At 64.6% G+C, this 20,815-nt stretch carries 28 protein-coding genes; 20 read left to right on the top strand and 8 right to left on the bottom strand.

Annotated features, from left to right (window positions below; translation table 11 throughout):
* Positions 1-29 precede the first annotated feature (29 nt).
* Positions 30-233, bottom strand: a complete 204-nt coding sequence (locus K2W81_RS03195) for a hypothetical protein (RefSeq protein ID WP_294101254.1) — start codon at positions 231-233, stop codon at positions 30-32.
* 76 nt (positions 234-309) lie between these two features.
* On the opposite strand from K2W81_RS03195, the gene K2W81_RS03190 reads away from it, so the two are divergent.
* Complete coding sequence (locus K2W81_RS03190; RefSeq protein WP_294101241.1) at positions 310-900, top strand: uracil-DNA glycosylase family protein; 591 nt, start codon at positions 310-312, stop codon at positions 898-900.
* Between the two features lie 8 nt (positions 901-908).
* Here the strand turns inward: K2W81_RS03190 and K2W81_RS03185 are convergent, their stop codons facing one another.
* A complete protein-coding gene (locus K2W81_RS03185; protein ID WP_294101238.1) occupies positions 909-1,718 on the bottom strand; it encodes an LD-carboxypeptidase in 810 nt (269 codons plus the stop codon).
* A 53-nt stretch (positions 1,719-1,771) separates the two neighbouring features.
* Between K2W81_RS03185 and K2W81_RS03180 the strand changes: the two genes are divergently transcribed.
* From K2W81_RS03180 to K2W81_RS03125, 12 genes are all read left to right on the top strand, one after another.
* Positions 1,772-3,211, top strand: coding sequence for a Mur ligase family protein (locus tag K2W81_RS03180; RefSeq protein ID WP_294101233.1), 1,440 nt, complete (start codon positions 1,772-1,774; stop codon positions 3,209-3,211).
* 5 nt (positions 3,212-3,216) lie between these two features.
* Positions 3,217-3,471, top strand: coding sequence for a DUF6356 family protein (locus K2W81_RS03175; protein WP_294101230.1), 255 nt, complete (start codon positions 3,217-3,219; stop codon positions 3,469-3,471).
* 81 nt (positions 3,472-3,552) lie between these two features.
* On the top strand, positions 3,553-3,957 hold the full coding sequence (locus K2W81_RS03170; RefSeq protein WP_294101227.1) for a hypothetical protein: 405 nt from the start codon (positions 3,553-3,555) through the stop codon (positions 3,955-3,957).
* Positions 3,954-4,157 carry a helix-turn-helix transcriptional regulator gene (locus K2W81_RS03165; RefSeq protein ID WP_294101225.1) on the top strand — a complete coding sequence of 68 codons (204 nt, stop codon included), beginning with the start codon at positions 3,954-3,956 and terminating at the stop codon, positions 4,155-4,157. The genes K2W81_RS03170 and K2W81_RS03165 overlap by 4 nt, the downstream gene beginning before the upstream one ends.
* Position 4,158: 1 nt before the next feature.
* Positions 4,159-5,049 carry an alpha/beta hydrolase gene (locus K2W81_RS03160; protein WP_294101223.1) on the top strand — a complete coding sequence of 297 codons (891 nt, stop codon included), beginning with the start codon at positions 4,159-4,161 and terminating at the stop codon, positions 5,047-5,049.
* Between the two features lie 45 nt (positions 5,050-5,094).
* On the top strand, positions 5,095-5,808 hold the full coding sequence (locus K2W81_RS03155; protein ID WP_294101220.1) for an alpha/beta hydrolase: 714 nt from the start codon (positions 5,095-5,097) through the stop codon (positions 5,806-5,808).
* Positions 5,805-6,587 carry a hypothetical protein gene (locus K2W81_RS03150; protein WP_294101217.1) on the top strand — a complete coding sequence of 261 codons (783 nt, stop codon included), beginning with the start codon at positions 5,805-5,807 and terminating at the stop codon, positions 6,585-6,587. The genes K2W81_RS03155 and K2W81_RS03150 overlap by 4 nt, the downstream gene beginning before the upstream one ends.
* A 59-nt stretch (positions 6,588-6,646) precedes the next feature.
* Complete coding sequence (locus K2W81_RS03145; RefSeq protein WP_294101214.1) at positions 6,647-7,075, top strand: VOC family protein; 429 nt, start codon at positions 6,647-6,649, stop codon at positions 7,073-7,075.
* The gene (gene gloB / locus K2W81_RS03140; RefSeq protein ID WP_294101211.1) at positions 7,075-7,806 is read left to right on the top strand and encodes a hydroxyacylglutathione hydrolase; all 732 of its coding nucleotides are present in this window, start codon (positions 7,075-7,077) and stop codon (positions 7,804-7,806) included. Before K2W81_RS03145 ends, gloB begins: the two co-directional genes overlap by 1 nt.
* 47 nt (positions 7,807-7,853) lie before the next feature.
* On the top strand, positions 7,854-8,261 hold the full coding sequence (locus tag K2W81_RS03135; RefSeq protein ID WP_294101209.1) for a hypothetical protein: 408 nt from the start codon (positions 7,854-7,856) through the stop codon (positions 8,259-8,261).
* Complete coding sequence (locus K2W81_RS03130) at positions 8,261-8,392, top strand: hypothetical protein (RefSeq protein WP_294101207.1); 132 nt, start codon at positions 8,261-8,263, stop codon at positions 8,390-8,392. The genes K2W81_RS03135 and K2W81_RS03130 overlap by 1 nt, the downstream gene beginning before the upstream one ends.
* Positions 8,393-8,530: 138 nt before the next feature.
* The gene (locus K2W81_RS03125; protein WP_294101204.1) at positions 8,531-8,671 is read left to right on the top strand and encodes a hypothetical protein; all 141 of its coding nucleotides are present in this window, start codon (positions 8,531-8,533) and stop codon (positions 8,669-8,671) included.
* On the opposite strand, the gene K2W81_RS03120 is transcribed toward K2W81_RS03125, so the two are convergent.
* Positions 8,668-8,793, bottom strand: a complete 126-nt coding sequence (locus tag K2W81_RS03120) for a hypothetical protein (protein ID WP_294101200.1) — start codon at positions 8,791-8,793, stop codon at positions 8,668-8,670. The genes K2W81_RS03125 and K2W81_RS03120 overlap by 4 nt on opposite strands.
* 96 nt (positions 8,794-8,889) lie before the next feature.
* Here K2W81_RS03120 and K2W81_RS03115 point away from each other — a divergent pair, with 96 nt between their 5' ends.
* The 4 genes from K2W81_RS03115 to K2W81_RS03100 are packed head-to-tail and all read left to right on the top strand — an operon-like array spanning position 8,890 to position 10,335.
* Positions 8,890-9,294, top strand: a complete 405-nt coding sequence (locus tag K2W81_RS03115; protein ID WP_294101198.1) for a hypothetical protein — start codon at positions 8,890-8,892, stop codon at positions 9,292-9,294.
* A 20-nt stretch (positions 9,295-9,314) separates the two neighbouring features.
* The gene (locus K2W81_RS03110) at positions 9,315-9,470 is read left to right on the top strand and encodes a hypothetical protein (RefSeq protein ID WP_294101197.1); all 156 of its coding nucleotides are present in this window, start codon (positions 9,315-9,317) and stop codon (positions 9,468-9,470) included.
* A gap of 47 nt (positions 9,471-9,517) precedes the next feature.
* Positions 9,518-9,925: a hypothetical protein gene (locus K2W81_RS03105; protein WP_294101196.1), complete on the top strand. Its 408-nt coding sequence runs from the start codon at positions 9,518-9,520 to the stop codon at positions 9,923-9,925.
* Entirely contained in the window at positions 9,925-10,335 is a 411-nt protein-coding gene (locus tag K2W81_RS03100; protein ID WP_294101195.1) for a DUF6491 family protein, read from the top strand. Before K2W81_RS03105 ends, K2W81_RS03100 begins: the two co-directional genes overlap by 1 nt.
* 15 nt (positions 10,336-10,350) lie before the next feature.
* Here K2W81_RS03100 and K2W81_RS03095 read toward each other — a convergent pair whose 3' ends face one another.
* The 4 genes from K2W81_RS03095 to K2W81_RS03080 all read right to left on the bottom strand — a co-directional run bounded on the left by K2W81_RS03095 (position 10,351) and on the right by K2W81_RS03080 (position 13,973).
* Positions 10,351-10,803, bottom strand: coding sequence for a nuclear transport factor 2 family protein (locus tag K2W81_RS03095; protein WP_294101194.1), 453 nt, complete (start codon positions 10,801-10,803; stop codon positions 10,351-10,353).
* 13 nt (positions 10,804-10,816) lie between these two features.
* The gene (gene hslU / locus K2W81_RS03090) at positions 10,817-12,115 is read right to left on the bottom strand and encodes an ATP-dependent protease ATPase subunit HslU (protein WP_294101192.1); all 1,299 of its coding nucleotides are present in this window, start codon (positions 12,113-12,115) and stop codon (positions 10,817-10,819) included.
* A gap of 234 nt (positions 12,116-12,349) precedes the next feature.
* Complete coding sequence (hslV, locus tag K2W81_RS03085) at positions 12,350-12,904, bottom strand: ATP-dependent protease subunit HslV (protein WP_294101190.1); 555 nt, start codon at positions 12,902-12,904, stop codon at positions 12,350-12,352.
* Between the two features lie 178 nt (positions 12,905-13,082).
* Positions 13,083-13,973 (bottom strand): alpha/beta hydrolase, encoded by an 891-nt coding sequence (locus tag K2W81_RS03080; RefSeq protein ID WP_294101188.1) that lies wholly within the window; start codon positions 13,971-13,973, stop codon positions 13,083-13,085.
* A gap of 123 nt (positions 13,974-14,096) precedes the next feature.
* Between K2W81_RS03080 and K2W81_RS03075 the strand changes: the two genes are divergently transcribed.
* Both K2W81_RS03075 and K2W81_RS03070 read left to right on the top strand, forming a co-directional pair.
* Positions 14,097-16,379: a penicillin acylase family protein gene (locus tag K2W81_RS03075; RefSeq protein ID WP_294101186.1), complete on the top strand. Its 2,283-nt coding sequence runs from the start codon at positions 14,097-14,099 to the stop codon at positions 16,377-16,379.
* Between the two features lie 152 nt (positions 16,380-16,531).
* On the top strand, positions 16,532-18,037 hold the full coding sequence (locus K2W81_RS03070) for a CoA-acylating methylmalonate-semialdehyde dehydrogenase (RefSeq protein WP_294101252.1): 1,506 nt from the start codon (positions 16,532-16,534) through the stop codon (positions 18,035-18,037).
* Between the two features lie 182 nt (positions 18,038-18,219).
* Here the strand turns inward: K2W81_RS03070 and K2W81_RS03065 are convergent, their stop codons facing one another.
* A complete protein-coding gene (locus K2W81_RS03065) occupies positions 18,220-19,404 on the bottom strand; it encodes a Fic family protein (protein WP_294101183.1) in 1,185 nt (394 codons plus the stop codon).
* Positions 19,405-20,221: 817 nt separating this feature from the next.
* Between K2W81_RS03065 and K2W81_RS03060 the strand changes: the two genes are divergently transcribed.
* Positions 20,222-20,644, top strand: a complete 423-nt coding sequence (locus K2W81_RS03060; RefSeq protein ID WP_294101181.1) for a hypothetical protein — start codon at positions 20,222-20,224, stop codon at positions 20,642-20,644.
* Positions 20,645-20,815: the final 171 nt, after the last annotated feature.

Below are 20,815 nucleotides of genomic sequence, written 5' to 3'. Positions count from 1 at the left end.
TTGGCCTTGCGCCAATAGTTGAATGATGATCACTTCTTCCCGCGCCGTATAGGCAGATCGCCCCACCGGCGCATCGTCGGATCCCCCGGCGAGGTCCGACCCCGGCCTTTGCCGAGGCAGGCGCGTGGCTTGGGCAGCACCGTGGCGCTGTCGCAGCCCGAGCCCTTTGAGCGCGAGGTGGAGCGTTCGGTGACATCCTCGGCCCGCATGTTGGTGCGCAGGTTGGGCTGCATCCGCCTTCGGCCCTCAGGCGATGATTTAGCGCGAAAACTATCGCGTCGCGCCGAACGGGCGCGCTATGGTAATGGCATGAGTCTCAACCCTGCACTGCCCGACCTGCTTCACGAGATCCGCGCGTGCACGCTCTGCGCGGCGGAGCTGCCGCTCGGGCCGCGGCCGATTGTGCAGGCGAGCACCGCCGCGCGCGTGCTGATCATCGGGCAGGCGCCGGGGACGGCCGTGCACGCATCGGGCGTGCCGTGGGATGATCCGAGCGGGGACCGGCTGCGCGAGTGGACCGGGATTGATCGCGATGCCTTTTATGATCCTGCACGGATCGCACTGATGCCAATGGGCTTTTGCTATCCGGGCAAGGTCGCGGGGGCGGGCGACGCGCCGCCGCGCCCCGAATGCGCGCCGACATGGCATGCGCGGCTGCTCGCCGAAGTGCCCGCGATCCGGCTGACCGTGCTGGTCGGGCAATATGCGCAAGCCGCTTATGCGCGCGCCAAGGCCGACTCGCTGACTGATCGCGTCCAGCAGCAACGCGACGCGCCCGAGGGCATAGTGTCGCTCCCGCACCCGAGCTGGCGCAGCACTGGCTGGATGCGCCGCAATCCCTGGTTCGAGACCGACATATTGCCGCTGCTGCGCGCGCGCGTTACCGACGCGCTCGGCTGACGCGCGGCTCAGCCCAGCCCGAACGGCACGATCTTGTTACCCACATCATGGCCGATATCGGCCTCGCCGAGGAACGGCACGCCGAGCTCGGCGCACCAGCGCGGCAGCATCACCGACAGCGCCTCGCCCCACGGCGGATCATTGGGCTGGACGTCGCTGATCCGCCCGAGCCGCACCCCCGCCAGCCCCTTCAACTGCGTCGCCTGCGCGAGCTGGAACAGCATCCGGTCGATGCGGTAGAGCGGTTCGGACACATCCTCGATCAGCAGCACATGATCGGCGAGATCGGGCAGCCATGGCGTACCCACCAGCGCGGCGATGATCGACAGGTTGAACGCCGCTGCGGGCCGCCCCGCCAGCCCCGGCTCGATCCCGCTGCGATCCCCCGTCAGCCAACCGAGCGTGCGCCGCACGGCTGCTTCGCCGCCGTCGCGATTGACGTCGATCGGCATCGGCGCATGCACCGCGCGCCCGATGCGCCGGGCGTAAAGCGCGCCGAGCATGAAGCCGAAATCGGAATAGCCGAGATAGGTTTTGCGCGCCGCCGCTGGCCCCAGCCGGTCGCGGATCATGTGCAGGATGCGGTTCGAGCCGTAACCGCCGCGCGCGCACCAGATCGCGTCGATCGCCGGGTCATTCGCCATCGCGACAAAGGCTTCCGCGCGCACGGCATCGGGCCCTGCGAAATGGCCTTCGCTCAGGAAGCATTGCGGCGAGACAACCAGCTCGACGCCGGGATAGGTGGCAGCGATGGCCTGCACCTGCGCCGCGATATTCTGATCGATCGGTCGCGCCGGGGCGACCACGCCAATCCGCATTGTTGATCCCAATCCCTTGCCCAGCGCCGTGATAATCGCGATAGCCTCGGCGCATGGGCTCTAGCAAATCCTACTTTTTCGTCGGCATTGGCGGATCGGGCATGATGCCGCTCGCGATGATCCTTGCGGGGCAAGGCGCGGCGGTCGCGGGATCGGATCGCAGCCTCGATCAGGGGCGCGTGCCCGCCAAATTTGCCGCACTCGAAGCGCTCGGCATTGCGCTCCACCCGCAGGACGGCAGCGGGATTACGTCGCCCGAACAGATCGTCGTTGCTTCGGCCGCGATCGAGCCGACAGTGCCGGACATGATCGCCGCCGAGCACGTTGGCGCGGCGCGGCTGAGCCGGGCGGAGTTGCTGAGCGATTTGTTCAACAAAGCGCGGCTGTCGATTGGGGTTGCAGGGACGAGCGGCAAATCGACCGTCACCGGCATGATCGGCTGGATCCTCCACAGCCTCGACCGCGAGCCGACGGTGATGAACGGCGCGGTGATGAAGAATTTCGCGCGGCCCGAGGCGCCCTTCGCGAGTGCGCTGGTCGGCGAGGGGGATGTTTTCGTTAGCGAAGTCGACGAAAGCGATGGCTCGATTGCCCTGTACCGCCCGGGCGTGGCGGTACTCAATAATGTCAGCCTCGACCATAAATCGCTTGAGGAATTGCGGCTGCTGTTCGGCGATTTCATTGGTCGCGCCGACACTGCGGTTATCAACATCGCTGATCCCGAAGCGGCGGCGCTGGCGGCGGCGCTGCCGGTCGAACGCCGGATGACTGTCGCGGTCGACGCGCCCGCCGATCTGAGCGCGAGCAATGTCGTCGAAGCGCCCTTTGCCGTCACCTTCGACCTGAGCGAACGCGGCGCGGCGCCGGTCCCGGTCGCGCTGCACGTGCCGGGGCGCCACAATGTCGCCAATGCGCTGGCGGCGATCGGCGCGGTGCGCGCGGCGGGGGTGCCGCTTGCCGATGCGGTCGGGGCGATCGCGGGGTTCAAGGGCCTCAAACGCCGCTTCGATCTGGTTGGCGTGGGCGACGGCGTGGCCGTGATCGACGACTTCGGCCACAACCCCGACAAGATTGCCGCAACGCTCGACACGCTGCACGCCTTTCCCGGGCGGCTGCTGATCCTGTTCCAGCCGCACGGCTATGGCCCGTTGAAAGTGATGCGGACGGCGCTGGTCGACAGTCTGGCCGAGCGGCTGCGGGACGGCGATGTCCTCATCCTGCCCGATCCGGTCTATCAGGGCGGCACGGTCGCGCGCGAAGTCACCAGCGCCGACATCGTCGCCGATCTGACCGCTCGCGCGGCGCCTGCACGCTACATCGCCGACCGCGCCGCAGCCGCCACCGCGCTCGTCGCGGAAGCCCGCCCCGGCGACCGCATCGTCGTGATGGGCGCGCGCGACGACACGCTCAGCCTGCTCGCCGCCGAGATGCTCGCGGCCCTGACAGCGCGCGACCAGTCTGATACGATCCCCGCATCCGCCAACCACGAGTAGCCGCCATGATCCGTCGCCTGTTCCTCGATCACCCCGCCTCGGTCGGCGAAAGCTTCACCGAGCATTTCGGCGTCGCGACGAGCTTCGGGTTCGCGATGATCGCGGGCGGGATTGGTGCGGTGATCCACGGTTTCCTGCCCTTCGCCTTCCAGACCACCGGCAGCCGCACGATCGAAGGGCTGCACGCGAAACTCGTCGCCAAACGCGCGGCAAAGCGAGCGGCGACCAGCCAGATGAAGACGGTGGAATACATCATCTGAGTGCCAGAATGACAAGGCTCCTTGACTGACAAGCGACCTTTACTGCAAAGCTTCCTTCACAGAGTCGAAGGGAAGCTCACTATGTCCGCGAAGCGCGCCATCAAGCGCTACAACCGAACCATCTTCGCGCTCAGCGCGGTTTATGCCGTCACGCTGTTTGCCGCGATTTACGTGTTCAACCATCACCTCGTGTCGGGCGTCGTCGCGGTGATCGTGTCGATGCTGCCGGCGCTGCCGATCATCGGCATGTTCGCGGCCATCGCGCGCTATCTGATCGAAGAGAGCGACGAATATATCCGCATGATGGAAGTGCGAAAGACGCTGGTCGTCACCGGCTTTGCGCTCGGCATCGCGACGATCTGGGGGTTTATGGAAAGCTTCGAGGTCGTCGGACATGTCGAATCCTTCTACATCGCGGTACTGTGGTTCGGCGGGCTGGGGGTTAGCAGCGTCGTCAACCGCTTCTTCCCGCCGCGTGCCGCGTGAAGAACAGCTTGCGCGCGCTACGCGCCGCGCGCGGGTGGAGCCAGGGCGATCTTGCCGACCGGCTCGAGGTGTCGCGCCAGAGCGTCAACGCGATCGAGACGGGGCGTTACGACCCCTCGCTCCCGCTCGCCTTCCGCATTGCCGAGCTGTTCGAGCTCGCCATCGAAGAAATTTTCACCAGCCCGTCGAAGGAGGCCTGACATGAATCGGTTTGCGTTGAATTTTGCCGTGGCGGTGCTGGCGCCCATCGCCCTCCTCCACCCGACCAGCGCGTCGTGCCAGACGGCGCCCGCCGAGGAACGGCTCGCGCATATCTCGGTCACGACGATGGGCAGTAGCGGGTCGGCAGTGATGCTGATCCCCGGCCTCGCGAGTCCGCGCGCGGTGTGGGACGGCGTCGCGTCCGAATTGGCGAAGACGCACCGCGTGTATCTGGTGCAGGTCAATGGCTTTGGCGGCGACGCTCCTGGCGAGAATGTGAAGCCGGGCGTGCTCGACGGGATTGCCGCCGATCTCAACAGCTACATCGCCAAGCACAAGATCGAGAAGCCCGCGATCATCGGTCATTCGATGGGCGGGCTGCTCGCGATGATGATGGGCGCGCGCTATCCGGCGGCGACCGGCAGTGTGATGGTGGTCGATGCGCTGCCGTTCTTCAGCCTGATCTATGGCCCGACGGCGACGGTCGACGCTGCGCGCCCCTTTGCAGAACAGGCCCGCGCGCAGACGATCGCGACACCGCAGCCGACCGCACCGGTCACCGCCGACCCGGGCGGCATCTGGTCGATCAAGGCCGAGGGGCGGATCAAGGTGGCGAACTGGGGCGCGAAAGCCGCGCCTGCGGTGACGGGGCAAGCGCTGTACGAAGTGATGACCACTGACCTGCGCCCCGAACTCGCCAAAATTACCGCCAAGCCCTTTACCGTGCTGTATGCGACCGGCGCGGGGCCGCAGCCGAAAGTCATCTGGGAAGGCGGCTATGCTGGATCGCCGGCCAAGCTGGTGCCCATCGCCGACAGCTGGCATTTCATCATGCTCGACCAGCCGACCGCTTTTGCCGATGCGCTGAAGGAATTCCTCGCCGGACGCTGAGCCGCGCGCTTCTATCGACCAGGCATCGGGCCTATGGAGCGGGACATGAATGATGTGCCCCGCCCCACCCCCGTCCACCACCTGACCCCCGGTCGCTGGCCGACGATCATTTTCCTGCCGGGCTATGCGAGCGACATGACCGGCGCCAAGGCACTGGCGATCGAAGTCTGGGCCAAGGCGCGGGGCCGGGCCTGTCTGCGCTTCGATTATGGCGGATGCGGTGAAAGTCCGGGCGACTTCGCCGACCAGCGGCTGGCCGACTGGCGCGATGATGTGGTGGCGATGATCGACCTGGTCGCGGGGCCGGTGGTGCTGGTCGGATCGTCGATGGGTGGGTGGCTGATGCTGCTGGCGGCACTCGCCCGGCCCGAGCGCGTCGCGGCATTGGTCGGCATCGCGGCAGCGCCCGACTTTACCGACTGGGGCTTCACCACTGACGAGAAGATGGTGATCCTGTCCGAAGGGCGGCTCGAGCGCCCCAATGCCTATGGCTCGGCACCGACGCTCTATACCCGCGCTTTCTGGGCGTCAGGCGAAGCGCATCGGCTAATGGCGGGCATGATCGCGATCAATGTACCGGTGCGGCTGATCCACGGCATGCTCGACCCCGATGTGCCCTATCTGCGCAGCGTGCGGCTTGCTGAGCTCATCCGTTCAGCCGATGTGCAGACGTTGCTTGTCAAGGATGGCGACCACCGGCTGTCGCGCGACCGCGACATTGCGCTGATCCTGCGCACGATCGAGGAGCTTGTTGCTTGACCGCTCTCTACGCCTTGCTGCTTGCCCAGACCATTGGCCCGGTGGCACCGACCCCGGCTGCCCCGGCGACGACCTCCACCAATGCCACCGAAGCGCGTTATGACCGCTGCGTCGATCTCGCGACATCGGACCCGAACGCGGGCGAAGCCGATGCAACACAGTGGCGCGTGGCGGGTGGCGGCTATTTCGCGCGCCAGTGTCTGGGCATTGCCTTTGCCAATCAGCGGCGCTGGCTGGCGGCGGCGGATGAATTCGCGGGCGCGGCGCAAGATGCCGAAGTCGCGCATGATTCGCGCGCGGCCCATTATTGGGCGCAGTCGGGCAACGCCCGGCTCGCACAGGGCGACCCCGCCAAGGCGCGCAGCGCGCTCGACGCCGCGCTCGCCACCGCGACGCTGACCGGGCTCCAGCGTGGCGAGGCAAGCTTCGACCGCGCGCGCGCGCAGGTGCTGCTCGGCGACCTCGATGGCGCTCGCGCCGATCTCGATCGTGCCCAGAAATTGGCAGGCGCCGACCCGCTCGTGTGGCTTGCCTCGGCTACGCTCGCACGCCGCACGCATGATTTTTCGCGCGCGCGCGCCGATGTTGCCCACGCCTTTGAACTGGCGCGCGATGATGCGTCGGTGATGCTCGAAGTCGGCAATATCGCCGCCGCCACCGGGGACGCCGATGGCGCGCACGGCGCATGGAGCGAAGCCGTCCGACTCGCCCCCGACAGCGAAGCCGCCGCCCAGGCCCGCGCCGCGCTGAAGCAATTTGAGGAACAGCCGAAGCAATAGCGACTGGCGCTTCGCGGCGCCCTATCCTATCTCGCGCGCAGCGGGTGCAAGGAGCGCGCATGAAATATCTCCACACGATGATTCGGGTCAGCGATCCCGATGCGACGGTCAGATTCTTCGAGCTGCTGGGGCTGAAGGAGCAGCGCCGCTTCGACAGCGAACAGGGCCGCTTCACGCTGGTGTTTCTCGCCGCACCCGGCGACGAAGACGCGCAGGTCGAGCTGACGTACAACTGGCCGCCGGTCGACGGCGAGGCCGAAGTTTATGGCGAGGGCCGCAATTTCGGTCATCTCGCCTACCGCGTCGACAATATCTACGACACCTGCCAGCGGCTGATGGACGCGGGCGTCACGATCAACCGCCCGCCGCGCGACGGCCATATGGCGTTCGTGCGCTCGCCTGATAACATCTCGATCGAATTGCTGCAGGACGGCCATCTGCCGCCGCAGGAACCCTGGGCATCGATGCAAAATACGGGGCATTGGTAATGGCGCTGGAAATCGTCCGCATCCCGGCGCTGTCCGACAATTATATCTGGCTGGTGCATGACGATGCATCGGGCGAGACAATGGTCGTCGATCCTGCCGAAGCCGAGCCGGTCGAAGCGGTGCTGGCAGCACGCGGCTGGCGGCTGAGCGCGATCTGGAACACGCATTGGCACCCCGATCACACCGGCGGCAATGCTGCGCTGAAGGCGGCGCATGGCGTTCCCGTCATCGCCCCCGCCGGTGAGGCGGCGCGCATCCCGACCGCCGACCGGCTGGTGGCTGAGGGCGATGTCGTGACGCTCGGCGCGCATCAGGCCGTCGTGATGGAAACCCCGGCGCATACCGCAGGACACATCAGCTATTTGTTTGCGGATGATGCGGCGATCTTCGTCGGCGACACGATCTTCGCAATGGGCTGCGGGCGGTTGTTCGAAGGGACGGCGGCGCAGATGTTCGCCAATATGCAGCGCTATGCCGCTCTGCCCGATGCGACCGCCATCTATTGCGCGCATGAATATACCGAATCGAACGGCTGCTTTGCGCTGAGCGTCGATGCCGACAATCAGGCGCTCGTTGCACGCATGGTCGCGGTGCGGGCAGCGCGTGCGGCGGGGAGGGCGACCGTTCCCACCACGATCGGCGTCGAGCGCACCACCAATCCGTTTTTGCGGGCGGGTTCGGTCGAGGAATTCGCGCGGTTGCGTCAGGAAAAGGATGATTTTCGCGGCTGAATGCGGTATTAGGACGTGTGGGGCTTTGGCTGCGTAAGGAGATCGCCATGCACCGTTTTGTCCTCATCGCGCTGCTGTTCGCCACGGGCTGTGCAGCAACGCCCCGCGAAGCGGCCATCCCTACTGATCGAAAAGTCGCCGACGAAACCAAGCTCGCCCGACTGCTGCGCGGCTATACCCCAGGTCCTGCCCAGAGCTGCCTGCCAGCCCAGAGGACGCAATATCATACCGAAGGTGTCGGCGACACGTTGCTGTACAGCGCCAACCGCGATGTTATCTATCGCAACGACACCAGCGGCTGTTCGGGCGTTGCGCGCGGCGATGCGCTGATAACGAGCAATTTTTCGACGCGGTTATGCCGTGGCCAGATTGCGGCCACCGTGGACACGTTCACCGGTTTCCAGTCGAGTAGCTGCGCGCTCGGCGACTTCGTGCCTTATCGAAAGAACCCCTAATGGCCAGGTTGCGGATCGCGCTCGCCGCCATTGCGCTCGCCGGAGCGGAGAGCGCCTTGGCGCAGGACAGCGAGCAGTTGCCGCCCGATCTTGCGAAGGCGCTCGAAGGCCGGGTGCCGGGCAAGCCTTAAAACTGCATCACCGGCAGCCGGGTCAACGGGCCCGAGGTCATCGACGCGTACAACATTATCTACCGTCAATCGGGTACGCGGATCTGGCGCAACCAGCTCACCGATAGATGCCCGGCCCTGAGCAACAACGATATATTGGTGATCGAAACCTATGGCGATCAGATCTGCAGATATGACCGCTTCCGCGTCGTGAACCGCAATTCGGGCATCCCCTCGGCCTATTGCATCTTGGGGGGCTTCACGCCTTATGACAAAGTGAAGCCCGCGCCGAAGTCCTAAAACACAAACCGGCTGAGGTCGGTATTGCGTGCGGTGCTGGCGAGTTCGCGGTCGACATAGGCGGCGTCGACCACAATCGGTATCGAACGCGCGACCAATGTCTTCGTGCGCGCAGAATGCATCGACGCGTTCGCGCAGTTGCGAAAAGCAAGGCATGATTTTCGCGGCTGAATGCAATATGGGCCTTGGCGGGGGATGTTTTGCGTGAGGAGCCAGCGATGCGCCGTCTTGTCCTAATTCCATTAATCTTCGTCATGGGCTGCGTCGATGCGCCGCGCCAACAAGCAGCGGTCGCCGCTCAAAAGGCCGCCGACGAAATCAAGCTCGCCCGATTGCTGAAAGGCTATACGCCCGGTCCGGCGCAATCTTGCCTGCCACACTTCCGCAACTATCAGACGAAAGTCGTGGGCGACACGTTGCTCTATTCGACGGACCGCCGCGTAATATACCGCAACAACACCACCGGCTGCACCGGTGTCTCGGTTGGCGACACTATATACATACCAAATGTTGAAGGTGAATTGTGCCGCGGGCATTTCGGAATTACTTATGACTCAATCAATCAACTCGAGACGGGCAGGTGCGAGTTCAGCGATTTTATTCCCTATCGCAAGACACAGTAATGGCGCACTGATTTACGACGTTGGCCACCACCATATTGGCCGACGTACGCGCCGCGGGCGAAGCGACGGTGCCGACCACGATTGGCGCGGAACGGGTGACCAATCCGTCCCTGCGCGCGCAAACCGTCGCGGCGTACGCCACGCTGTGGCGAGGAAAGGATGATTTCCGCGGCTGAATGCGTTATAAGCTGTCGCGGGGGATAGCTTGCTTCAGGAGCCAGCGATGCGCCGTCTTGTCCTCATTCCCCTGATCTTCGTCATGGGCTGCGTCGATGCGCCGCGCCAACAAGCAGCGGTCGCCGATCGAAAGGCCGCCGACGAGATCAAGCTCGCCCGGCTGCTGAAGGGCTATACGCCCGGCCCGGCGCAAAATTGCCTGCCGCAGTTCACGCGCCAATATCGGACGCAAGGGGTGGGCGACACGCTGCTCTATTCCGAGAACCGCCGCGTAATCTATCGCAACGACACCACCGGCTGCACCGGCGTTGAGCGCGGCGACGTGCTGCTCACGCAGAATTATCAGAGCCAGCTGTGCCGCGGCCAGATCGCGACCACCTTTGACGCGATCAGCCAGAACATAACCGGCGGCTGCGCCTTCGGCGATTTCATTCCCTATCGAAAGACGCAGTGATGGCGCGCTGGTTTGTCGCGCTGGCCGCCACTGCGCTCGCCGGTGGGGCCACCGTGATGGCGCAGGACGCGGCGCCACTCTCGCCCGAACTCGCCAAGGCGCTGGCGGGGCGCGTGGCGGGCAAGCCCGAGACGTGCATTTCCGCCAGCCGCGTCAACGGCCCCGAGATCATCGACAGTCGCAACATCCTCTATCGCCAGTCGGGCGCGCGTATCTGGCGTAACGAAATGGCCGATGCCTGCCCGGCGCTGGGCGACAACGAAATCCTGGTGGTCGAAGCCTATGGCGACCAGCTCTGCAAGTTCGACCGGTTCCGCGTGGTCAACCGCAATTCGGGGTTCCCGTCCGCTTATTGTATCCTGGGAAGCTTCACGCCCTACGACAAGGTGAAGACGGCGCCGAAGCCATAGCCGCGCTGCGCAAGATCAGCGCGTCGTGGGCACGATCGCCGAATGCACCGCGATTGCCCGCCAGCCGTCGCCGCGCCGGACATAGACCACGGTCAGCCGATAGACCGTCACTTGCCGCAACGTCGGCGCGCCGCTGCTGACCGTCGCCGTCTCGGTCACCAGGGCGGTGTCGTGATCAATGCGCGCCATCCGCTCGCCCAATTGTTGCGTCAGCGTCGGATCGCGCGGCACCGCAAGCACGGCGCGGATGAACCCCTCGCGATCGACTGGCGCTGCGCTGCCAAAGGTCGCGACGAAGCGCGGGTCGAGAATGCGACGCAAGGCATTGGCATCATGCGCGACTTCGGCATCGGCCCAGGCCTGATCGAGATCGAGCACACGCTGTTCATCGCGGGTCGGCGTCGCGCCGGCGGCGACGGGGTTGAACATCATCGCCCCAGCGGCAACCAAAACGATCAGGGTGCGCATCGATTGGCCCATCCTAAAGCACGAACCGGCTGAGGTCGGTGTTCCGCGCGATGCTCGCCAGTTCGCGCTCGACATAGGCGGCGTCGACAACCACCGTCTCGCCGCGCCGGTCTTCGGCCTCGAAGCTGACGCTTTCGAGCAATTTTTCCATCACGGTTTGCAAACGCCGTGCGCCGATATTCTCGATCTCGGCATTCACTTCGGCAGCGATCTTCGCAACAGCCGCGATCCCGTCATCGGTGATCTCGACCGTGACGCCTTCGGTCGCAAGCAGCGCCTTATACTGCGTCGTCAGCGATGCCTTGGTGTCAGAGAGGATCGCGACGAAATCAGCTTCGGTCAGTGCCTTGAGCTCAACGCGGATCGGTAAGCGACCTTGCAGCTCGGGCAGCAGGTCACTGGGCTTGGCGACGTGGAACGCCCCGCTCGCGATGAACAGGATATGGTCGGTCTTCATCGGCCCGTATTTGGTCGCGACCGTGGTGCCCTCGATCAGCGGCAGCAAGTCGCGCTGGACGCCTTCGCGGCTGACCGAGCCGCCGCGCACGTCGCTCACCGCGATCTTGTCGATTTCGTCGAGGAAGACGATCCCGTTCGCCTCGGCATCGGCGAGGGCCGCGCGCGACACTTCGTCCTGGTCGAGCCGCTTATCGGCTTCTTCCTCCACCAGCTTATCCCAAGCGGCGGGGACGCCGAGCTTGCGGCGCTTGAGCGGCGGCTGGCCGAAGGCCTTGCCCATCATGTCGCCCAGATTGATCATGCCCATTTGCGCGCCGCCGGGCATGTCGAACGGCATTTGTGGCGCTTGTTCGATTTCGATTTCGATTTCGGTGTTGGCGAGATGGCCGTCCTTGAAACGCTGGCGGAAGGCTTCACGCGTCGCTTCGCTCGCGCCCTTGCCGGTGAGCGCATCGAGCAGGCGGGCCATTGCCGCTTCCTCGGCCTTGTCCTTCACCGCGACACGGCGGCGTTCCTTTTCGAGCCGTACCGCTTCCTCGACGAGATCACGGGCGATCTGTTCGACGTCGCGGCCGACATAGCCGACTTCGGTGAATTTGGTCGCTTCGACCTTCACGAACGGCGCATCGGCCAGCTTCGCCAGACGGCGGCTGATTTCAGTCTTGCCGCAGCCGGTGGGGCCAATCATCAGGATGTTTTTGGGCGTCACTTCGTCGCGCAGATCAGCGCCGAGCCGCTGGCGGCGCCAGCGATTGCGCAAAGCCACGGCGACGGCTTTCTTGGCGTCGGTCTGGCCGATGATGTGCGCGTCGAGTGCGGCGACAATGGCTTTGGGGGTAAGGGCGTCGTTCATGGGGTTCTTTCTTGGGTCAAGCCCCTCCCCTTCAGGAGTGCAGGGCCGTTCGTGCTCCCAGCACGGACTGAAATTGCTGGGGGCAATTTCACCCTGCACTGGTTTGGGGTGGGGGGCTTCCACAAGCACTTGGCTCTGCGAGGCATCCCCCACCCCTGCCCAGTTTCGCCGCAGTCCCGTCCCCCGGACGGGACCAAGAGCGGCGGAACTCCTGACGGTGAGGGGTTGTCATTGTCACGTCGCGCTGTCGAGCGCTTCGATCGTCAGATTTTCGTTGGTGTAGACGCAAATGTCCGACGCGACCTTCATTGCCTTGCGCGCGAGCGTCTCCGCATCGGGCTCATAATCGGTCAGCGCCCGCGCGGCGGCAAGCGCGAAATTGCCGCCCGAGCCGATCGCGGCGATCCCGCCCACGGGTTCGAGCACGTCGCCATTGCCGGTCAGGATCAGCGTCACATCCTTGTCGGCGACGATCATCATCGCTTCGAGGTTGCGGAGGTATTTGTCGGTCCGCCAGTCCTTGGCGAGTTCAACCGCCGCGCGCAGCAGCGCACCGTGATGCTGTTCGAGCTTGCGCTCGAGCCGCTCGAACAGCGTGAAAGCATCGGCGGTCGCGCCGGCGAACCCGCCGATCACCGAACCGTCGCCGAGCCGCCTCACCTTCTTCGCATTGGGTTTCATCACGGTCTGGCCCATCGAGACCTGACCATCGCCAACGACAACAACGCTGCCGCCGCGCCGCACGGATAGGATTGTGGTGCCGTGCCACACCATCGATTGTTCGCTCATGAACGCGATGTGGGTGGCGGTCGGCCCCGCTGCAATGCCCCGCCGACGGGACCGCGTGAATCCCCCGTGCTCCCCAGCCCCGTTGGTGTCGAGCGAAGTCGAGACACGCTGCGCACCGCTTGTAGCCTGTTTCTCGACGTCGCTCGAAACAAGCGGGTCAAGGTGAAGGGCTCAAAGGCTAATGATCGTGCTTCTGGAGAAACGCCAGGCTGTCGGCGAGGGTCGAGGCATTGCTGCGAAAGGGCTTGGACAGGCCCATGATCGGGTCATTGTGATTGGCACCCGCATAATCGCGCTGCTCGAACACTGCACCCGCAGCCTTCAGCCGTGCAGCGAGGGCGGGCGCGTTGCGCGGCTTGACGACATCGTCGGCGGTGCCCTGCATGATCAGCAGCGGCGGCGCATCGGCGCGCGCGAAGCTGACCGGCTGCGTCTCGGCCGGGCGCGGCCAAGCGCCGAACGCAGCTGTGGTGGCAGGGCCATCGAACGGGTAGAAATCAAACGGCCCCGCGAGCAGCAGGCCCGCGCGGATGATCTTGGGATCGACGCCAATCGCTTGCAGATAATGCGTGTCGAGTGCGACCATGGCGGCGTTATAAGCGCCCGCCGAATGGCCCGCGACCGCGATCCGGGCGGGGTCGCCGCCGAAATCGGCGATATGGTCGCGCGTCCACTTCACCGCGAGCGCGCTGTCCTCGACAAAGGCGGGGAAGCGCACCTGCGGCACCAGCCGGTAATCGGGGATCACCACGAGGTAGCCGCGCGCGGCAAAGGCGCGACCGACAAAGCCATAATCGCTGCGCGAGCCCCAGCGCCACGATCCGCCGTAATAGAAGATCAGCACCGGCAGCTTCTTGCCCGCTGCATTCTTGGGTGCCCAGACATCGAGCTGCTGGCGCGGCTGGTCGCCGAAGCGCACGCCCTCGGCCACACGCGCCGACTCGCCTTCGTTTGCCATCATGCCGTCGATCAGATCGAGCTGGCGGGGCGGCGAAACGAAGAAGAAAAACGCGCCCGCCGCGATGCCGAATACGAGAATAAGCCCGAGCGCGATTTTCCAATAGGTCATTTGATTCCCCCCGAATTCGTTCCAGCTTGGCGGGCGGCGCTCGCCGGGGCAAGCGCGGCGTGCGATTGCCTCGGTCCGCGAACGCGCTTAGCGTCCCGGCCAACGACCAATGGGGAGGCAGATATGCGGAAAACGGCTCTCGGCGCACTCGCGCTGGCAATGCTGATCGGCGCACCGGCGCAGGCCAAGGGGCCACGCTACAGAGCATCCATCACCCGCACCAGCTATGGCATTCCGCACATCAAGGCAGCCAATTGGGGCGGCGCGGGATATGGCATCGGCTATGCCTATGCCGAGGATAATCTGTGCCTGCTGGCCGAGGAATTCGCGACCGTCGCGGGCGACCGCTCGCGCTTCTGGGGGCCGACCGAGAAAGCCACGCTAGGGTTCGAGAAGATCGACAATCTGTCGTCGGATGTCTTCTTCCGCGCGATGATCGACTTGCCGGCACTCAAGCGCGGCCTCGCCAAGCGTCCACCGCGTGAAATGGCGCTGCTGGCCGGTTACGCCGCTGGATATAACCGGCTGTTGAAGGACCGCGGCCCGGCGGGCGTGCCAGAAGCATGCCGGGGCAAGCCGTGGGTGCGCCCCATCACCACCGACGACATGCTGCGCATCGGCGAAAAGCAGGTGCTGTTGGCGAGTTCGCTCGCGCTCGCTGCCTTCATCGTCAATGCCCAGCCCCCCGGCAAGCCGCAGGCAGCGAGCCTCCCCGACACTTTTCCGGGCGACCGCGACATCGGTTTCGGCAGTAACGGCTGGGCGTTCGGGGCGGAGGCGACCACGACCGGCAAGGGCCTGGTCGTCGGCAATCCGCATTTCCCGTGGAATGGCCCGTCGCGCTTCTGGGAAATGCACGTCACCATTCCGGGCGAAATCGACGTGATGGGCGTGGGGCTGGCGGGGACGCCGCTCGTCGCGCTTGGCTTCAACAAGGATGTCGCCTGGACCCATACCGTCACCGCCGCGCAGCATTTCACCGGCTTCGAGCTGCAACTCGATCCGAGCGACCCGACGACCTATCTGGTCGACGGCAAGCCCGAGAAAATGCGCACGATCAACGTCAGCGTGCCGATGCCCGATGGCAAAGCACCGGTGACGCGCACGCTCTATGCCAGCCGCTTCGGGCCGATGCTGACGATCCCGCTGCTGGGGCTCGGGTGGAAGGCCGACAAGGCCTATGCGATGCGCGACGCCAATTACGACAATGACCGCAGCATCACGGCGTGGATCGCGATCGGCAAGGCCAAGTCGGTCGCCGAGGTGAAGGCTGCCGTGTCCTCGACGCTCGGCATTCCGTGGGTCAACACCATCGCTGCCGACCGCAACGGCGATGTGTTGCATGCCGATGTGACCGCCGCCCCCAATGTTTCGATCGCCAAGGCCAAGGACTGCGCGACGCCAACGTCGGCGGCGGTCGCGAACCGCTTCGTGCTGCTCGACGGGCGCCGTTCGGCCTGCGACTGGGACGACACCCCCGGCACGGCTGCCAAGCGCCTGATGCCCGCGAGCGAGCAGGCGATCTGGGAACGGCGCGATTATGTCGCCAATTCGAACGACAGCTATTGGCTGAGCAATGCCAGCGCACCCTATCGCCAGTTGTCGCCGGTGCTGGGGACATGGGGCACGCAGCGCACACTGCGCACGCGATCGGGTCTGGTCGAACTCGCCCGGCGGTTCGACGGCAGCGACGGGTTGGGCGGGACCAAGGTGGATCAGGCCAAAGCCGAACAAATGGCGTTCGCCAACAAGAGTCTCGCGGCTGAACTCGCGCTCGATCCGGTGCGGGCGCTGTGCGCGGGCAAGCCCGAGGTGGCGCAGGCCTGCGCGGCGCTGGCGCTTTGGGATGGCCGCTACAATGTCGATAGCCGGGGTGCGGGCGTATTCGCCGCGTTCTGGCCTGCCGCGAGCCGTATCGCCGGGCTGTGGCAGGTGCCGTTCGATCCCGCCGATCCGGTCCACACCCCGCGCGGGCTGGTGACGAGCGGCGAGGTGGGCACGAAGCTGCTGAAAGCGCTCGCCGACACGCAGGCGCGGCTCCTCGCGGGCGGCATGAAGCTTGATGCACGCTGGGGCGAGACGCAATTCGCGGTGCGCGGCGCCGAGCATATCCCGGTCCATGGCGGGGATGGATTGCTCGGGGTGCTCAACGTCCAGCAGAGCGCGCCCGAGGCAGGTGGCTTCGTGCCCTATCACGGGTCGAGCTATGTCCAGGTCGTGACGTTCGACGATGCGGGTCCAGTCGCTGATGCCGTGCTCAGCTATTCGCAATCGACCGATCCCGCCTCGCCGCATTATGCCGACCAGACCCGGCTCTATTCGGCGAAGAAGTTCGTGCGACTGCCCTTCAGCGCGGCAGCGATTGCGGCGGATGCGCAAGGAGAAACACGGACGATCAGCGAGTAGCTGACCAACGTCACGCTGCTCGCCAGAGCCCTGGGGTCGTTGCCCGCGCGAGGAACGGCTCAGGCGACCGCGCGCACTTATGGCGCGCATCTAGCCATTGTTTGCCGTCGTTGGCGGCGGCATAGAGTCCGCTCAACCACCAGGACATGACCATGCGTATCATCGATCATCACATTGCCGGGGTCGGCCAGGCGACTGGCGGCAGCGCGACCCGCCTCGCCGATGTGTTCGATCCCAATTCGGGCAGCGTGCAGGCGCAAGTGACGCTGGGGACGGCGGCCGATCTAGAGCGCGCGGTGGCGGCCGCACAAGCCGCACAACCCGGCTGGGCCGCGACCAACCCGCAGCGCCGCGCGCGCGTGATGTTCGAATTCAAGCGGCTGGTCGAAGCCAATATCGACGAGCTAGCGCAACTCCTCTCGTCCGAGCATGGCAAGGTTGTCGCCGATGCGCGGGGCGATGTGCAGCGCGGGCTCGACGTCATCGAATTCGCCTGTGGCATCCCGCACGCGATGAAGGGCGAATATACCCAAGGCGCGGGGCCGGGGATCGACGTCTATTCGATGCGGCTGCCGCTTGGTATTGGCGCGGGCATCACCCCGTTCAACTTCCCGGCGATGATTCCGATGTGGATGTTCGGCGTGGCGATTGCGTGCGGCAATGCCTTCATCCTGAAGCCGTCGGAGCGCGATCCGTCGGTCCCCGTGCGGCTCGGGCAATTGATGCAGGAAGCGGGCGCGCCTGCGGGCATCCTTCAGGTCGTCCACGGCGACAAGGAAATGGTCGACGCGATCCTCGATCATCCGGCGATTAGCGCGGTCAGCTTCGTCGGATCGTCCGACATCGCGCATTATGTCTATCGACGCGGGGTCGCGGCGGGCAAGCGCGTCCAGGCAATGGGCGGCGCCAAGAACCACGGCATCGTCATGCCCGATGCCGATCTCGATCAGGTGGTCAATGAGCTGTCGGGCGCGGCCTTTGGGTCAGCGGGCGAGCGCTGCATGGCGCTGCCGGTGGTGGTGCCGGTCGGCGAGGAGACGGCCGAGCGGCTGCGCGCCAAACTGCTGCCCGCCATCGCCAAGCTGCGGATCGGCGTGTCGAGCGACAAGGACGCCGATTACGGCCCGGTGGTAAACGCCGCGCACAAGGCCCGCGTCGAAGGCTGGATCCAGAAGGGCGTCGACGACGGTGCCGAACTCGTCGTCGACGGGCGCGGCTTCACGCTTCAGGGGCATGAGAAAGGCTTTTTTATCGGCCCGTCGCTGTTCGATCACGTCAAGCCCGGCATGGAAAGCTACAAGGAGGAAATCTTCGGCCCCGTGCTCCAGATCGTGCGCGCGGCGGATTTCGAGGAAGCGGTCGCGCTCCCCAGCCAGCACCAGTACGGCAATGGCGTCGCGATCTTCACCCGCAACGGCCATGCCGCGCGCGAATTCGCCGCGCGCGTCAACGTCGGGATGGTCGGCATCAACGTGCCGATCCCGGTGCCCGTCGCCTACCACACCTTCGGCGGGTGGAAGCGCAGCGCGTTCGGCGACACCAATCAGCACGGCCCCGAAGGCGTGAAATTCTGGACCAAGATCAAGACGATTACCCAACGCTGGCCCGACGGCGCGCCCGACGGGTCGAACGCGTTCGTCATCCCGACGATGGGGTAGCGTCCTCGTCGAGACCCTGAGGGCACCTCGGTGACAAATGACGGAGCGGGAGGGTGCCGTCTATCCGAACTAAAATATTGTAAATAAACCATCTTTGTGGCGGCATTGCTACGCTAGCCCAAAATCGTTCCCACCGGCCGAATTTGCAATCCACTGATGTCCGCCGATGTCGGCGCCATCCGTTACGATAGCCCCACGGGATATAGCCGAGGAAACCAGCGCTCGACAACGTCAATGGGGAAGCCCAGCCGCACCGCAGACTTATGGCTTGGCGTCGTCGCAACCAACAAACCATTCGCCAGTAGCGACGCGACGACCTCGCGGCCTTTGCGCTCCTGATAGCCTGTCAGCCGCCCCGCATCGCCACGCGACAATTCGCCGGTCAGCAAAGCCTCGCGCAGGATGGGAAACGCTCCCTTCGGCAACCGACCGGCGCGCGCCTCGTCATCGGCATAGGCTTCGATCCGCCGCAGCAGTTCCTGCGGCTCGAGGATTGAGGCCATGTAGCGCACCTGATCGACGCAGGTCCGCAGGAAGAAATCGCAAAACTCGACCAGCCCTGCCTGCGTGAGCGCGCCCCGCCCATCGCGGTCACCACGACGCGGGCCGTCCGCCACCGCAAGCAGCGCCTTGTACCGATGCGCATCCCGGGCAAGCCCGCGTGAGACCGACCAGAGGCTCGTCCCGATCCCCAGGCGCTTGAAGAGCGCATGACTCATTAGCCGTGTCACGCGTCCGTTGCCATCGAGGAAAGGGTGAATCCAGAGCAGCCGGTGGTGGACCGCGCCGACTGATTCGACTTGGCGCATCTGGTTGAGCCGTACCGGATTATAGGCCTCCTCGAACCGCGCCAGGAATCGCGGCAGGTCATCGGCCTCGGGCGGAAGATGACGACCGACCATCACTTCCCGCTGGCGGAGTTCGCCCGGCACGACGCGCAACCGTTCGCCCGTGTCCGAATTTTCCACCCACAGGAGTTCGTCGGGCAATTTTTCGCAAAAGGCGCGGTGCAGCCATTCGGCATAGGCGCGGCTCGCGGGCCAGTCCTGCGGATCATCCCCAAGATCGATCCGCCGCTGTACGTCGATATGCGCAACGGCTTCCAGCTGCAGCGCCCGCTTGCGAGGCTCGACCGAAAAATCCTGCACGAGCGCCCGATCGATATCGCGCGGATGAGTGTCGTGCCCCTCGATCAGGTTCGAGTAATAGCAGTTCATCGACCGCACCAGCGCGCCGATTGCCTCCTGCACGATCGGATGCACCCGCCCCGCCAACATCGACGCTTCGCGCACCAGCTCAAACGTCACATCATCAAGCGAACGCTCGGCCTCGGCGGGCAGCATGGGTTCCATTGAGCTGACATCCATGCCGGTTATTGTGCCGGTTTGTGTGCCGGTTGGAAAGATAAGAAAAATAGCTCCTAAGGCGACATTTCTAGTTTGGATAGCGCCGGTTATCTCAGTGCCGCAATGACAACGAAGGCAGCACTTATTCTCAGTATTCCGACACAACGCCGTAGCCAGTTTCGCGACCTAGAGCGGTTTGCGGCCGATATGAGTCGAAGAGGGATTCACACGGACGCGCTGATGTGATTCATATGTGGACGCCCCCTTTGGCAAGGGCTTTCGTCAGGATGGGTTTGATCGGTTGCTTTCATATGTCCGGCCTGTTTGTGCGGCGTGTTTACCGCTGGCCCTGATGGAAATCCGCCGGTGAGGTCCCTGATCAAGATGTCGCGTTGGTGCTGTCAGTCTTGTGTGAACCCGTCTCTCGACGATGCAGATCGGGCTTTTGGAGCGACGCTTAGCTAGCAAGCGACTGCCATTCGGCCAGTGCGGCTGAACGGCCTAGGACTGCTCCCTTGGAAAAGTTCGAAAATTAGCGGTCGACCCGAGGGGCCATAATTGCCCTTTCACCCGAACAAACAGAGAATTTATCGTGTTACCCTTCGCGGGCCGTTTGCTCACAGCGGTCTAACGCGCCTAATGTCTCCCCGTCATTCCGATCTTGATCGGTAGGGATGACCCGCATCGTGCGGTGGACACAGGTCCTCGACCCTCAGGGTCGGGCGGCCCGTGGAATAAAATACCCTAGGGGAATACGCGGGGCGCGTCTTCACCTGTGTCCGACGTGCGATCAACCGTCCCGACTGGTTGGGCGGAGCGGCGGACATGGGAAAGTGCGATGCGGTTTCACAGCGGTATGCACCACTTTGACCGATGGGGCGTTCCTGCACGAGCTGGCCTCGTCGCATCGGTACTGATTGTTCCGGTTGCAGCTTTGAGCGGATATAGTGACATGGAATCAGAAGTCTTTTCCGCACGGCAAAAGGCAATCACCGCTTGCACGATTGCCGACATCAGGCGCCAGCAGGAGCGGCCAATCACTGACCCGCCTGCACCCGGCAATGAGCGATTGAACGCGAACGGATTGAGCCCTGCGGATCAAATATGCTGGGATGCCGGGGAAACTGCGGCTGACCGAGAGGCGCAACGACAGACTTTTGTTGCCGCTCAACGCGCTGCGTTCGCCGTCGCGGCGATGTGGATACTCGGCTTTGTTGCACTTCGCACTTGGCGATGGATCAACGCAGGGCGGACGGCGTGACGCGCCAGCCCGTCCAATATGTGGGGATGAATGTGGGGACGCATTTTCTCTATCGGTGATTTTTCATTTATTATTATATATTTAATTGACTGAAATGGCGGAGCGGGAGGGATTCGAACCCTCGATACGCTTTTGACGTATACTCACTTTCCAGGCGAGCGCCTTCGACCA

It is taken from the genome of Sphingomonas sp. (genome assembly GCF_019749955.1).
GTDB lineage: Bacteria > Pseudomonadota > Alphaproteobacteria > Sphingomonadales > Sphingomonadaceae > Sphingomonas.
Note: the sequence above shows the minus strand (reverse complement) of the source record. Positions and strands in the feature narration are given on the sequence as shown.